General features: G+C 44.9%; 14 protein-coding genes. 1 reads left to right on the forward strand and 13 read right to left on the reverse strand.

From position 1 onward, the window contains the following. Positions 1-78: 78 nt before the first annotated feature. The 7 genes from VB118_04030 to VB118_04060 form a co-directional block, all read right to left on the reverse strand. Complete coding sequence (locus VB118_04030) at positions 79-561, reverse strand: dihydrofolate reductase (GenBank protein MEA4831771.1); 483 nt, start codon at positions 559-561, stop codon at positions 79-81. After that, the gene (gene nrdR, locus VB118_04035; GenBank protein ID MEA4831772.1) at positions 558-1,037 is read right to left on the reverse strand and encodes a transcriptional regulator NrdR; all 480 of its coding nucleotides are present in this window, start codon (positions 1,035-1,037) and stop codon (positions 558-560) included. Before nrdR ends, VB118_04030 begins: the two co-directional genes overlap by 4 nt. A gap of 5 nt (positions 1,038-1,042) precedes the next feature. Then, positions 1,043-1,915: an MBL fold metallo-hydrolase gene (locus tag VB118_04040; GenBank protein ID MEA4831773.1), complete on the reverse strand. Its 873-nt coding sequence runs from the start codon at positions 1,913-1,915 to the stop codon at positions 1,043-1,045. A gap of 21 nt (positions 1,916-1,936) precedes the next feature. Continuing rightward, on the reverse strand, positions 1,937-2,419 hold the full coding sequence (locus VB118_04045; protein MEA4831774.1) for a hypothetical protein: 483 nt from the start codon (positions 2,417-2,419) through the stop codon (positions 1,937-1,939). Beyond that, positions 2,419-3,690, reverse strand: coding sequence for a galactokinase family protein (locus VB118_04050; GenBank protein ID MEA4831775.1), 1,272 nt, complete (start codon positions 3,688-3,690; stop codon positions 2,419-2,421). The genes VB118_04045 and VB118_04050 overlap by 1 nt, the downstream gene beginning before the upstream one ends. Before the next feature lie 353 nt (positions 3,691-4,043). After that, positions 4,044-5,576: a hypothetical protein gene (locus tag VB118_04055; GenBank protein ID MEA4831776.1), complete on the reverse strand. Its 1,533-nt coding sequence runs from the start codon at positions 5,574-5,576 to the stop codon at positions 4,044-4,046. Between the two features lie 216 nt (positions 5,577-5,792). Beyond that, the gene (locus VB118_04060) at positions 5,793-6,704 is read right to left on the reverse strand and encodes a LysR family transcriptional regulator (protein MEA4831777.1); all 912 of its coding nucleotides are present in this window, start codon (positions 6,702-6,704) and stop codon (positions 5,793-5,795) included. 160 nt (positions 6,705-6,864) lie between these two features. Here VB118_04060 and VB118_04065 point away from each other — a divergent pair, with 160 nt between their 5' ends. Beyond that, positions 6,865-7,164 carry a hypothetical protein gene (locus VB118_04065; GenBank protein MEA4831778.1) on the forward strand — a complete coding sequence of 100 codons (300 nt, stop codon included), beginning with the start codon at positions 6,865-6,867 and terminating at the stop codon, positions 7,162-7,164. Positions 7,165-7,344: 180 nt separating this feature from the next. On the opposite strand, the gene truB is transcribed toward VB118_04065, so the two are convergent. From truB to pgsA, 6 genes are read right to left on the reverse strand one after another with little or no spacing between them, the layout of a single operon-like run. After that, positions 7,345-8,268, reverse strand: coding sequence for a tRNA pseudouridine(55) synthase TruB (gene truB, locus VB118_04070; protein ID MEA4831779.1), 924 nt, complete (start codon positions 8,266-8,268; stop codon positions 7,345-7,347). Next, entirely contained in the window at positions 8,265-8,717 is a 453-nt protein-coding gene (dut, locus tag VB118_04075; protein MEA4831780.1) for a dUTP diphosphatase, read from the reverse strand. The genes truB and dut overlap by 4 nt, the downstream gene beginning before the upstream one ends. Next, positions 8,717-10,147, reverse strand: a complete 1,431-nt coding sequence (locus VB118_04080) for an AI-2E family transporter (protein MEA4831781.1) — start codon at positions 10,145-10,147, stop codon at positions 8,717-8,719. The genes dut and VB118_04080 overlap by 1 nt, the downstream gene beginning before the upstream one ends. 30 nt (positions 10,148-10,177) lie before the next feature. Beyond that, positions 10,178-11,569: a cysteine--tRNA ligase gene (gene cysS / locus VB118_04085; protein ID MEA4831782.1), complete on the reverse strand. Its 1,392-nt coding sequence runs from the start codon at positions 11,567-11,569 to the stop codon at positions 10,178-10,180. A 31-nt stretch (positions 11,570-11,600) separates the two neighbouring features. Next, positions 11,601-12,302, reverse strand: coding sequence for a serine O-acetyltransferase EpsC (gene epsC, locus VB118_04090; protein MEA4831783.1), 702 nt, complete (start codon positions 12,300-12,302; stop codon positions 11,601-11,603). A gap of 1 nt (position 12,303) precedes the next feature. Continuing rightward, positions 12,304-12,897, reverse strand: a complete 594-nt coding sequence (pgsA, locus tag VB118_04095; GenBank protein ID MEA4831784.1) for a CDP-diacylglycerol--glycerol-3-phosphate 3-phosphatidyltransferase — start codon at positions 12,895-12,897, stop codon at positions 12,304-12,306. Between the last annotated feature and the right edge of the window lie 18 nt (positions 12,898-12,915).

The raw sequence follows: 12,915 nt of genomic DNA on the forward strand, positions 1-12,915 counted from the left end.
AAATCCCCCTTCTTATTACAAGTGCAAAATCATTTTTGCCAAGTAGAAGGGAGATTAAACAGTATTCTTAATATTATGTTAATTTTTTTCGTATTCTGTGAAGTTGAATGAAACTCCGTTCTCGCAAAGTGTTTCGCTTTTATAAACAAGCTTCCACTCGCTTTCATCATACGGAGGAAAAAAAGCGTCCGCACCGAAAACCCCGTTTATCTTCGTGAGATACATACGGCTGCATTCAGGCAAAAGCTGCGTGTACACGCTCTGTCCTCCGAAAACAAAAACATCCTCAGAGGGCGTATCCGCCAGACACGCATTCAGCTCGTCAAGTCCGTGACATACATCTGCGCCGGGTATGTCAATATGCTTTGATGTCAAAACGATATTGCGTCTGTCCGGCAGAGGAGCGGACCGGGGAAGGGACACAAGCGTGTTATAGCCCATTACGATTGTCTTTCCGAGCGTAAGCAGCTTAACGCGTTTTAGATCCGAGGGAATTCGGCATAAAAGCTTACCGTCTTTTCCGATCCCGTTTGCCGAATCGAGTGCTGCGATTATATTCATCTCTGCTGATTATCCTCCTGCTTTTTATCTCCAAGCAATATTTTAAGCTCATCCATAAACGTGTTTATATCCTTGAACTGACGGTATACGGATGCAAAACGGATATACGCGACTTCGTCGACCTTCTTCAGCTTTTCCATAAGAAGCTCTCCGATATAAGAGGAGCTCACTTCGGTTTGCATATTGTTATTTAAAGTGGATTCGATTTCGTTTACGATTCTTTCCATGTCGGAAGCGGAAACAGGACGCTTTTCACATGCGCGCATTATTCCCTTGAGCAGCTTTGACCGGTCGTAAACCTCTCTGGATTTATCCTTCTTGACAATGATCAGCGGTATGTTCTCTATGCGCTCGTATGTGGTGAACCTCTTTTGGCAGTCGAGGCATTCTCTGCGACGGCGGATTGCGCCGCCTTCTTCGGTGGGACGCGAGTCGAGCACCTTACTTTCGATACAGCCGCAGTTTGGACACTTCATGGCAGTTACCTCAATTTATTATTAATGTGGCCGCTTGTGAAAGAAAAGTTTTGCAAAGTATTATTTGCGGACAGTATATCGGTCGCCGCGTATCTTGAAGCAATATTCAGCGAAATTCCATCGCTTTCAGCGGCACAGAAAGCCTTGAGTGCGGAAGATGTGCTTCGATATGCCTTTTCCGGCGTGTTGTTCTCGTCAGACAAGTGAAAAAGCGTAATTTTATCGGTTCCTCCCGCGACAAGCTCAGTACATAGCTTTGCGCATTCTACGTTTGAAAGATGACCGTGATCGCTTAAAATCCGCTCTTTTAAAAACTGCGGATATGAACCGCTTTTCAGCATATCAATATCGTGGTTTGATTCTATTACGACTGCGCGGCATCCGTAAAGAGAGCTGCGTATCGTTTGAGTTATACAGCCGATATCAGTCGCAACGCCGAGAAGCTTTTCCGACGCCCCTTCTCCGAACACAAAGCCGACACTTCCGACGCTGTCATGCGGAGTGGAAAACGGCTCGACCTCGAGTCCGCATATCTCATATCTCGAATCCGGTCTGATTGTGAGGACTGACTCCGCAAAGGCACGAGCTTCATCCGGGCGGGGAAGCAGCTGATCGTATATAGCTCTCGCTACTGGCTCAGTCGCATATATCGGTACGGCGGTACGTTTACAGAGCTGTCCGAGCGCCTTGGTATGGTCGCCGTGTTCATGCGTGATAAATATCGCGCTCAATTCCGACGGAGAATCATCAAACAAGCGAAGCGCCTCGCTGATACGTCGCATAGAGCCGCCGGCATCTATCAGAAACCGACCGTATTCTGTTTTAATGTATATACTGTTTCCGCTGCTGCCGGAAAAAAGGCTGTGACATGTAAGCATTTTATTTTTGCCTTAGAAAAATTATATTTGAATATTGAAAAGAATCAGCATGTAATCAATTAAAAAAACGATAAACACCGGTATTCCGATAATCAGAATTATTTTTGAATACAGCTCTCTGTGCATATCGTCGAGCGAAAGCGGATTCGGACGCTCCTGAGCTTCCGTTTTTATGTCTGCTTCTGTTTGTGTTGTTTTATCCGACACCTGTGAGCCCAATCTGAATCTGCGAAATTTAGTGCGGCGTGAAAGCCTTTGATGTGATTTATCAAGAACATATTTTTTATGCGCAGTATCTTCTTTTTTATGTTCTGCTTTAATTATTGGTCCGATTCCTCCGTTGACAAGCAGGAACAATACGCACGCGACACAGACGATTCCTATATAAATAGGAACAATCCATATGAATTCGAGACTGACCGCTGTGTAATACACCGCGGAAACGACGACGAACCACAATATAAGATAAAGCATCAAGTGCGTTTTGTCGAGCTTTTTCATCATCAGATCACCTTTGTGGCGCCGGCCGATCTTATTCCGAGAACAAGACACGAATTTTCTCCGAAGACCTCGGATACAGTGCGCACGAATTCAGAGATGTATTCTTTGGGCACGAATGCCTGGACCGTTCCGGCAAATCCTCCGCCGTGCACGCGCCACGCCGCGCGTTTGTCTGAAAGCAGTCGTTCGCAAAGCATGAGACCGACGGAAAGCCCCTGTTCCGACGGAGCGGAGCAGGCGAAAATATTCTGCAGCCAGATTTGACTTGAACGTCCGGACTCGCGTACGAGCGACAGGAATTGATCGATGTCTCCTGCTTTCAGCGCATCCAGCTGAGACGCGACGCGTCTGTTCTCGCAGAAAAAGTGATGAGCTCTGAGCACGGCTCTGTCGCCGCACGCGGTCCTCACGGCAGAAAGCGAAGCGTAAAATTTATCTTCTTCGACTTCTCTGAGCACGGTTTTTCCGAAAAATGCCGCCACCGATTTCATTTCGGAAGGTACCGAGGCATAATCGCCGGTGAGATTGGCGTGGCTTCCGCCTGTATTGATTATAACAAGATTAATGCCGTAATCGTCCAGATCGACGCCCAGTCTGGTTATCTCGGGATTGGACGGATCGCGAAAATCAATTCCCACAAAGCCGCCTGAGGCGCAGGCGATCTGATCCATGAGTCCGCTCGGCTTTCCGAAGAATACGTTTTCCGCGTATTGCGATATCTGCGCAAGCTTAACGAAATCTACTCCGCCATCGTTGTAGAGGTAGTTAAGCACAGTTCCGATCGCGTTTTCAAACGCGGCGGAGCTGGATAATCCGCTGCCCTTCAGAACATGAGATTCGGTATAAGCGTAAAAGCCTCCTGCTTTATAACCGTTTTTAATGAAACCGTCGTATACACCGGCGATAAGCGCATGAGAGTTATTTTTACGTATGCGGTCTCCGGGTTTAAAAACATCCTCGGCAAAAGCGAGACTTTTTACTCTGATGACCTCGTTTTCATTTTTGGCCGCCACGGCAATAATGTCAAGATTTATCGACGCCGCGATAACTCTTCCACGGTTGTGGTCGGTATGATTTCCGGATATTTCGCTTCGTCCGGAAACCGAAAACACTGAAACATCGTGGTCTTTCCCGTAATTATCCGAAAATTTATCAATACATTTGGCGTATCTGACGCGGATCGCGTTAATATCGGCTGAATTGCCGTATACAGCTTTAAGCGCTTCGTCATGCGCGCCCGAGAGAATTCCGGACGCAAGCTCGTTGGGTCTCATTTATTGTTTGTGCCTTTCGACTTTATAAAATTATTATTAACACAGCAATTTAATACTTCCGCTTAAAGAGAAAAAGGCTTTGGCATATTGGCTTTTTTCTCATAAACCAAGGATTATTTATTGCCTGCTGAAAAATCATAAAACACATACGACGGCAAGGAAATGATTAAAATGATTATTCAGGTTCAAGGTTATTAAGACTTACAGTTTAAAATCATGTACATCTAAATTGGCAGACTCCCGAAACCTTCAGTAGGCGTTATTTAATTGCTGTTTAATATTATATCATACGGATAAAAAAAAGAAAATACCGCATGCGGTATTTTCTTTAAATTTTTATATCAATATGTTGTTTACGGATTATTTTTTGAGTAGATCGCGACTATTTCGTCCAATTTATTTTTATACATATCATCGACTTTGTCATATTCGGAAGCAAATCCGGCGTTTTCTTTTTTCAGTAAATTGACCGGAATAAAATTGCCTATATTGTCGAATTGAGCTCCGTAAAGAAAAACGAAGTCAAAATAAACCGTACTGCTCATTATATCCAGCATCTGGGCAAGATAATTATCACGGGCATATGCACATTTCAATACTTCTTCATAGTACTTCGGAATCAATTTTCTGTATCCTTCGGCAGCAAGAGCCTCCATGACAGCGCTTGACATATCAGGATCAGCTGCGGAAGCAGGGACGCCGAACGCGGAAGCGCCCTCCGAGACCTGAGTGCAGTATTCGCCCTGATCCTCGTCGAGCATAGGCATCGGCAAAATCGCATAATCATCGTCAAGCTCTCGATATGTGGCAAGATCCTCGACTGATTCGTTCAGGAACATCAATGTGCCGTTTCTGAATTTATCCGTGAGCTCGTCAAGACCCGTTTGCGATGCGGCTGTTATATAAGCGCCTTCGTTGTTCCACATGACGTCATAAAGCTTTGATATGGCTTCAACAGTATGCTCGTTATTTAAAACAAACTCAGGATATCCGTCTTGGTTGAATTTTGAAAACTGGATTTCGACTCCGTTTATAGAAGCGGCCTGATTTGCGCAAGGCGACGCGCCGTAACCGTATATATCGCCTTTGTCCTTTTGCCCATCACCGTTTACGTCGTCATGCACCTGCTTCGAAAGAGACACGAGCTTATCCAGCGTCCATTTACGGTCTATGACCGTTTGATAGAGCTCATCCGGATTGGTGCTTATGTATTTTTCATACACACCCTTATTAAAAAAGACGCCCTGCATACGGCTGATGCTTGAAGTTGCTATGCTTCCAATCAGGAGATAAAGCTTGTCATTACCTACGGTTGATGCTTTTATCAGCCCCTGAGACCACCATGGAGCTTTGAAATCGATATATTGAGTCTCATGCAAATTCTTAAAAACCTTATCAAGGATCAGGCCATACGCTTCATACATTCTTATTGAGGATATATCGCATTCATTGCTGCCTGACAGTGCGATGTTTTTTATAGTTTCGGCTGATTTATAATTATCGCCTATCGCGGTGACCTTCAATACAACCTTGAGTCTTGTTTCGACAGCTTCTTTGCGTTCATACAACGCGTCGTTTACGATTTCATTGTCATAATTTTCAGCATAGAATTCGCCTGCCCAGTTATCACGGCAGTACATATTCACCGTGGCTCCCTCATAATCGAGATCTTCGGGCAGCTTATCCGGTATGTTCTCACGCGACATCTCCGTATCCGAAGGATCATTGGTCGATGTTATCGGATCAGAATTGTTTTCCGCCGCGGTTTTTGTCGCGGATTTCTTTGAATCAATATTTGAGCATGCAACAACAGTTAAAAGCATTGCTGTCAGTAAAAATACCGACACAACGGCAAGCAACAAACCATTATTCCGTTTAAACTTCATTGTGATTAAGCTCCTGTAAATTATTTTCGTTATTATTTCTTCGCAATAAAATAATCGCTTATGAAAAAGCCCTCTGTAGCTTTTTCTCTCATGTCGCGGGTTAAATATAAACATCAATTATTTATTGCTTTTTAATAATATTCAGCATTAATTTTACCATTGCTTAATGCAGGAGTCAATAACAGTTACAGACCGCTTTAACACATATCAGTCCTGTTATGGCATATTTTTATTACTTTTTTCTATATCAGAGCGGATATATGAGATTAACAGCTTCACGGAAGGCGGCAAAGGATGATTTTCCATTGTGACCATGTAAAAAGCCCGTTCCGGAAACGGAGCTGTAAGTTTTATTTCCCGCAGCCTTCCATTGTTTATAGCCGGAAGCGCAAAATCCTCCGCCACAAACGCCAGCCCCATGCATTGTGCCGCGAATTCAACTATCAGGTCGCTGGTCGCGAGCTCGATTTCCGGACAAATATTCGCGCCGCATTTGGACATATAGCTGTCAGTAAAGCTGCGCGTCGAGGTGTCCTTTGTAAGCATGATGAAAGGATACTGCCTGAGCTCGTCAAATGATCTTGCTTTGTCCGCAAGATCAAAGTATTTTTCGCCGCATATGACAATATCTCGTACAGGACGCACGGGAACATATTTTATATCCTTGTCCTGCTCAAGCGGTCCGCTGACAAAACCAATATCTATCCTGCCCTCTTTAAGGCTCCGTATTGTCTGCGGAGTAGGCGCGTTTGTAACCCTAAGCGACACCTCCGGATAATTTGCCCTTAGTTTTGAAAGATAGTCCATAAGGAAGAACTTCAATGTCATATCCGACGCGCCCGCGTGAAGCAAGCCGCCATGGAGATTTGCGACGGCAACAAGCTTTTCCTCACCCTCGGACAGCTTTTTACACGAGTCCTTTACATATGAATACAACAATTCACCTTCGTTTGTAAGCACGACGCCCCGTTGTGTACGGTAAAAAAGTTTTACCGAAAGCTGGTTCTCCAGATGCTTGATAGCCGAGGTAACGGCTGGCTGTGAAACAAACATTTGTTCTGCGGCTTTGGATATTCCGCCGGCTTCACAAACCGTGCAGAATATTCTGTAGTGTTCAAAATTTATCATTTACCGCACATCCTTCATGTCAAATAAAAAGCAGGAAAACATTAGTTATTTTTTAAATTAACGGTTGCATTTTTAATTTTTTTGCAGTATAATAATATTTGTTAATAATTCGCGTTCCCGGCTGCGTCAAGAGGGCTTTGCTCTGAATAAAGCTTTGTTTATGACAAAACGGCTATATCACATGGGAAATCCGGTCAATAACAAAGCGATCTCTGCGAAAAGCGCGGCATGGATGCGATACTATAACCGGAGGAACAACATGTTTTTGAAAATCACCAGGATCAAAGACTTCGAGTACGTAAAGCTGGTCGAATCCTACCGCGACAATGACGGTGTCACACGTCACAATGTAATCTGCAATTTTGGCCGCCTCGACAGGATGAAAAGCGACCCCAGTTTTGTAAGGTCAATCAAAAAACTATGCGAAATGATCGAAGAAACCCCCGGCAACGAAAATTAACCTCGTTTACTATGATAAAATCCGAAGGCTGACGCTTCGGATTTTTCATTTATTGTATAATTTATTACAATCTGTTAATGCGTCGATTATTATAAACAATTACTGCTGTTAAGATAAAAGACTTTGGTATACAGGCTTTTTACAATGTAAAACAATTATTATTAATAACGAACACATAGATCAGGTATCGAAACGTTTGACAGCTTTTACCGCGGTTCCATCGGGATATTCCGAAACCATCCCAACTCCAAAAAGTTCTCCATTGTGATCGGTCATCAGGCAGTATTCCCCGGTTTTCAGAATTTCGCCGAGTCCCGCGCGCTTTAAATATATTTCTGCTCCGTTTTTCGCGAGCCTTGTGTAAAATTCTGAAAGCTGTGCGCGTTTTAAATCACATAATATTTTATCAATAGGGATCAGCATCCGAGATCTGTCTTCCGCGGATGCGGAGGTAATATCATCCGGAGTGAAGCATATATCTTTAGTATACTTTCCGACCGATACCCGTTCAAGCGCGCTCATTGTCGCGTATGTTCCTATGGAACGCGCTATATCGCGCACAAGCGAACGGATATACGTTCCCTTTGAGCATGAAACGTCAATCCGGCAGGTATCCGGTTCTGTCATAACGGCGGAGATCGAAAATATTTCAACTCTGCGCGGCTCGGTTTCGATGATGATGCCGCTGCGGGCAAGCTCATACAGCTTTTTCCCGTTATGCTTTATTGCGGAATAAGCTGGAGGCGTTTGCATATAGCTCCCCTTAAATGCTTCGGCGGCGCGTACTGCTTCATCCTCTCTCGGAATGCGTCCGTCTGATAATGGTAAGATAATCTTTCCGGTTATATCGAGTGTGTCTGTCTCATAACCGAATTTCATTTCGGCTATGTATCTTTTATCCTCAGATACAATAAGCTCGGCCGCTTTTACGGCGCTTCCAATAAGTATGGGTAGAACTCCGCATGCCATTGGATCCAGCGTTCCGGTGTGACCGACTCTTTTTATTCCGAACGACCGGCGAATGATGTTGACTGCGTCATGGCTTGTTATGCCCGATGGTTTATACATGGGAAGAAGCCCGCATGGAGTTTCTTTGCCGTTCATCTTTCAGTTCCCGTTGACCCGAATCCGCCGGCACCGCGACCTGTTTCCGAGAGAACTTCTTCCTGCGCATCCATGAATTCGGTCTCAAGGACCGGAGCGACGACAAGCTGCGCTATGCGCATACCGGGGGTAATTTCAAAATCGTTGCCCGATTGATTTATGAGAGCGATCATAAGCTCGCCGCGATAATCGCTGTCAATTACGCCGACACAGTTTGAAAGTGAAATACCGTTTTTTGAAGCCAGCCCACTGCGCGGATATACAAATCCCGCGGTGTCCGCCGGCAGCTCAATCGCAAGACCGGTCGGGATGGATATCCTATCTCCTGGATTTACTGTTACAGGTGTATCCAGGCATGCGCATATATCGGCGGCCGCGGCACCTGCTGTCATATAACGCGGCATCACGGCGCCGCGGCGAAGCTTTTTGATCCTGACAACTGCTTTCATTATTTTTTCTTTCTCTTTTTCTTTTCTGTTCCGAACACCGCAGTTCTGAGATATTTCCAAATCCTTGCCGCTCCGTTCGCGAAAGCATAAAGAATCTTTTTAATAATTTCCCATATACGGACGGCACGTTTTTTTATCGAGCTCCATATTTTGACGGTAAGGGGCGCTCTTACGCCCTCGTCTTCAGTTTGTCCGTCGGCATCCGCGGAGTCGAACATCAACAGTTTTGGCTCCTTATGCAGATAATTGACATAATATGAAGTTTCTGTCGGCAGCCCCTTTTTCTCCAGCTTTTTTACAACCGCGTTTTTAACAAGCGAATATATTACCGCGAACACCGGCACGCCGAGGAGCATTCCCCAGAATCCGAAAAGTCCGCCGCCGATAGTAATTGCGACAACAACCCAAAACGCGGATATCCCCGTGGATTTGCCGATTATTTTCGGGCCGATGATATTACCGTCTATCTGTTGAATTATTAATATAAGTATCGCAAACCAAAAAGCCTGAACCGGCTCTATCATCAAAAGGATGATTATACACGGAATAGCGCCGATAAACGGTCCGAAAAACGGAATTATGTTGGTTATGCCCACGATAACACTGAGTAAAAGCGGGAACGATATTCCGAATACCGCAAGAGTAAAAAATGTAATAACTCCGATTATCGCGCTGTCCGCAATTTTTCCGACGATGTAGCTTCCGATAGTTTCATGAGTAAACCTCATGACGCCGACAACCTTTGCCACGCGTTCTTCCTTGAAAAGTGCCGCCCCGAGCTTTTTAAGCTGCGCGATGAATTTCTCTTTGTCAATAAGCATGTATACGGAAACGATCAATCCGATTGTAAGGTTTTTGACTTCTACGGAAACTTTCGCGAGAAAGTCTATCGCGTCAGGGAAGATGTTTTTAAGCCAGTTGACGGCGACTCCCATCAATTCAGAAAGCATGTTCTCGAAATTATCCAGCTGAGTTGAAATAACCGGATTCTTAATAGCGTAATCTTCGATGACCTTTACTGTCTTTTCTATCCACTCAGAGAGATTTTTCGTATATATTGAAATGTTGCTGATAAATATGCTCATGCTCGTGACGAGATTCGGTGCTATTATGAGCACAAACATCGATAATATAATGATAACGCATAAATATGTAAGAACGACAGACCAGCCTCGAAGAGCTTTCTGCGTTTTTAATTTATGCTTTCCGTTCTCCTTCAGTATCCTCTCCCAAAAATTGAGTATCGGATTGATCGCGTAAGCAATGACAAAGGCATAGATCAAGGGGCCCGTCAGATTGCCGATATATCTGAACGTAACGCCGATTATATAGAAATTGTTTATTAACAGATAAAACAGGATGCACGCGCATACGGTCAAAAAAGCATACAGCGCTATAGTAAAATACCGCTTGTTGAATTTTTGATTCATATACGCGCCTCCTGTTTAATAATCAGTGGGTCATTTCCATTTGGTTCCCTGCGCGGTGTCCTCAAGAGAAATTCCTTTTTCTTTCAGATATGCTCGTATTTCATCGGCACGGGTGAAATTTTTTGATTTTTTAGCTGAAATACGTTCTTCAATCAACCTTTCGATTTCTTCAACCGGAATCGAATAAGACGTGGCCGGCTTTTTAAAGCCCATAAGAGTGACAAGCTCATAATACAGCGAGCAAAGCTTTTCAACGGATTTTACGGCGCGCGGAACGGATATAAATATGTTTATATCCTTGACAAGCTCAAAGATTGCCGATATTCCATCTGCTGTATTGAAATCGTCGTCCATCGCTTTGATAAAATCATCTTTGCGCGTCAGTATTTTATCCGTCTCCGCAGCTTCATCGGCTGTCTCCGGACGGCTTTCGGCGGCGTTTATCGCCGATTTCAGGTTGTCCTCACAATTATATAGCCTTGAAAGCGCGTTTTGCGATTGAATCAAAGCATCGGCGGAAAAATTCACCGGGCTGCGATACTGCGCGGACAGCAGGAAAAATCTGATCGCGTCATATCCGTATTTCGCGGCGGCATCGCGCACCATAAAGAAATTGCCAAGCGATTTGCCCATTTTCTGATTGTCGACGTTGATATATCCGTTGTGCAGCCAAAAGCGGGAGAAGGTGCAGCCGAAGCAGGCCTCTGACTGCGCGATTTCATTTTCATGATGCGGAAAAGCAAGGTCGGCTCCGCCGCAGTGAATGTCTATCGTCTTTCCGAGGTAACGGTTTACCATCGCGGAGCATTCAATATGCCATCCCGGACGCCCTTTACCCCACGGGCTTTCCCAAAAAGGCTCGCCCACCTTATATGCCTTCCATAACGCAAAATCCAGCGGATCTCTCTTTATCTCGCTTACATCTATTCGCGCTCCGGATTCAAGATCGTCTATATTCGTCTTTGAGAGCTTTCCGTATTCCGGAAAACTGCGTGCGGAAAAATAGACGTCTCCGTTTGATTCATATGCGTGTCCCTTTTCGATAAGGGTCTTTACTATGGAAATAATTTCATCTATGTTTTCGGTCGCGCGCGGATGTACTGTCGCGGGGAGTATGCCAAGCCCACGAGCGTCGATGAAGTATTCGGCAATATATTTTTCCGCGATCTTTGCTACAGTCGTCTTTTCCTCGGCGGCACGTTTGATCATTTTATCGTCAATATCGGTAAAATTCTGAACGAAATCCACCTTGTTTCCGCGATATTCGAGATATCGGCGAAGCATATCAAACAAGACAAAGCAACGGCCGTTTCCGATATGGAAGTAATTATATACCGTCGGTCCGCAGGCATACATCCGCACATGGCTGTCGTGAATCTCGAATTCTTCTTTTTTTCCGGTCAGTGAATTATAAAGCTTCATAGATGTATATCAATCCTTTGCTAATTCATGTTTATTTTTCACCGAGTCTTGAAAGCAGCTCGGAAAGCTGTTCAGGGCTCATTGTGTTTTTTCCTATTTCGGTTATCAGAGCTCTCAATCTGCAAATCTCCTGAGAGACAGGATCCGGCACATGTATCTGGTCGAGATCACACGGCCTGTTGATTCTGACCCCGCTGCGTTTCACTATGTGTGCGGGCACGCCTACGGCGGTACAATCGTCCGGAATATCGCATAGCACGACCGCGCCGGCGGCAATTTTTACATTGCTGCCGATTTTAACAGGGCCGAGCACTCTTGCTCCCGCCCCGACCAGGACATTGTCCCCCAGTGTCGGGTGGCGTTTTCCGGTGTCTTTTCCCGTTCCTCCCAGAGTAACGCCCTGATATATGGTACAATTATCTCCTATGACGGTTGTTTCACCGATGACAACTCCCGAGCCGTGATCGATAAACAGTCCGTTGCCGATCTGCGCGCCCGGATGTATCTCGATTCCGGTGATGAAGCGCGCATGCTGCGAGACGAGACGGGCGGCGAAGCTGTGTCCGTTCTCATAAAGCATATGAGCGCATCTGTGATACATTACGGCATGCAGACCCGAATATAAGAGAAGCACTTCCGCGTCGCTTTCCGCCGCGGGATCCCGTTCACGTATGGAAGCGACTTCATCCTTGATTTTTTGAACGGTGCCGTAAAAAGCTTTCATTATATCCATATTATTTACCCGGGGAAAACAGATTTATATATTTTTTAAAATATGAAAGGCCTGACCATATCGTCATAACTGTCATAAGAACGATAAAAATTATGCTGAAAAGGTGCATATCGTGCAGCTTTGAGGATTGCGGAATGACGATCGGTTCAAGAATGACAACGACCACACAAATACTCTGCGTAAGTGTTTTAAGCTTGCCAAGTATATTGGCCGATATAACCTCATGTGATCCCGCGGCGGCGACAAGCCTGAGCGATGTGACGGCAAGCTCGCGGAATATGACTATCGTGCCTGCGATGACAATATAAGGATATATATTTCTGTACATATCCGATGCGCATATAGCGAACAGAGCGCCGAAAATCATAAATTTATCCGCAACAGGATCTAAAAATTTACCGAAATCAGTGACGAGACCGAGCTTTCTTGCAATGCGCCCGTCAAAAAAGTCAGTCAATGCGGCAAACAGAAAAAAAGCGCATGCGATCGCCCTCGACCATGTCTCGTTTATGACCGGTACGAGCATAAACAGCATAAAAACAGGTACGATGCATATGCGCATCAACGTAAGCTTGTTGGGCAAATTAATCTTCATTTATTGCCTTCTGTTCTG

It is taken from the genome of Oscillospiraceae bacterium (assembly GCA_034925865.1).
In the GTDB taxonomy this organism is placed as follows: Bacteria; Bacillota; Clostridia; order Oscillospirales; family SIG627; genus SIG704.

Bases quoted from the DNA above. Each gene is read 5' to 3' on its own strand.
- VB118_04030 (MEA4831771.1), bottom strand. From the start codon at position 561: ATGAATATAATCGCAGCACTCGATTCGGCAAACGGGATCGGAAAAGAC.
- VB118_04050 (MEA4831775.1), bottom strand. From the start codon at position 3,690: ATGAGACCCAACGAGCTTGCGTCCGGAATTCTCTCGGGCGCGCATGAC.
- VB118_04045 (MEA4831774.1), bottom strand. From the start codon at position 2,419: ATGATGAAAAAGCTCGACAAAACGCACTTGATGCTTTATCTTATATTG.
- VB118_04055 (MEA4831776.1), bottom strand. From the start codon at position 5,576: ATGAAGTTTAAACGGAATAATGGTTTGTTGCTTGCCGTTGTGTCGGTA.
- VB118_04065 (MEA4831778.1), top strand. From the start codon at position 6,865: ATGACAAAACGGCTATATCACATGGGAAATCCGGTCAATAACAAAGCG.
- epsC (MEA4831783.1), bottom strand. From the start codon at position 12,302: ATGGATATAATGAAAGCTTTTTACGGCACCGTTCAAAAAATCAAGGAT.
- pgsA (MEA4831784.1), bottom strand. From the start codon at position 12,897: ATGAAGATTAATTTGCCCAACAAGCTTACGTTGATGCGCATATGCATC.
- VB118_04080 (MEA4831781.1), bottom strand. From the start codon at position 10,147: ATGAATCAAAAATTCAACAAGCGGTATTTTACTATAGCGCTGTATGCT.
- VB118_04060 (MEA4831777.1), bottom strand. From the start codon at position 6,704: ATGATAAATTTTGAACACTACAGAATATTCTGCACGGTTTGTGAAGCC.
- nrdR (MEA4831772.1), bottom strand. From the start codon at position 1,037: ATGAAGTGTCCAAACTGCGGCTGTATCGAAAGTAAGGTGCTCGACTCG.
- dut (MEA4831780.1), bottom strand. From the start codon at position 8,717: ATGAAAGCAGTTGTCAGGATCAAAAAGCTTCGCCGCGGCGCCGTGATG.
- VB118_04040 (MEA4831773.1), bottom strand. From the start codon at position 1,915: ATGCTTACATGTCACAGCCTTTTTTCCGGCAGCAGCGGAAACAGTATA.
- cysS (MEA4831782.1), bottom strand. From the start codon at position 11,569: ATGAAGCTTTATAATTCACTGACCGGAAAAAAAGAAGAATTCGAGATT.
- truB (MEA4831779.1), bottom strand. From the start codon at position 8,268: ATGAACGGCAAAGAAACTCCATGCGGGCTTCTTCCCATGTATAAACCA.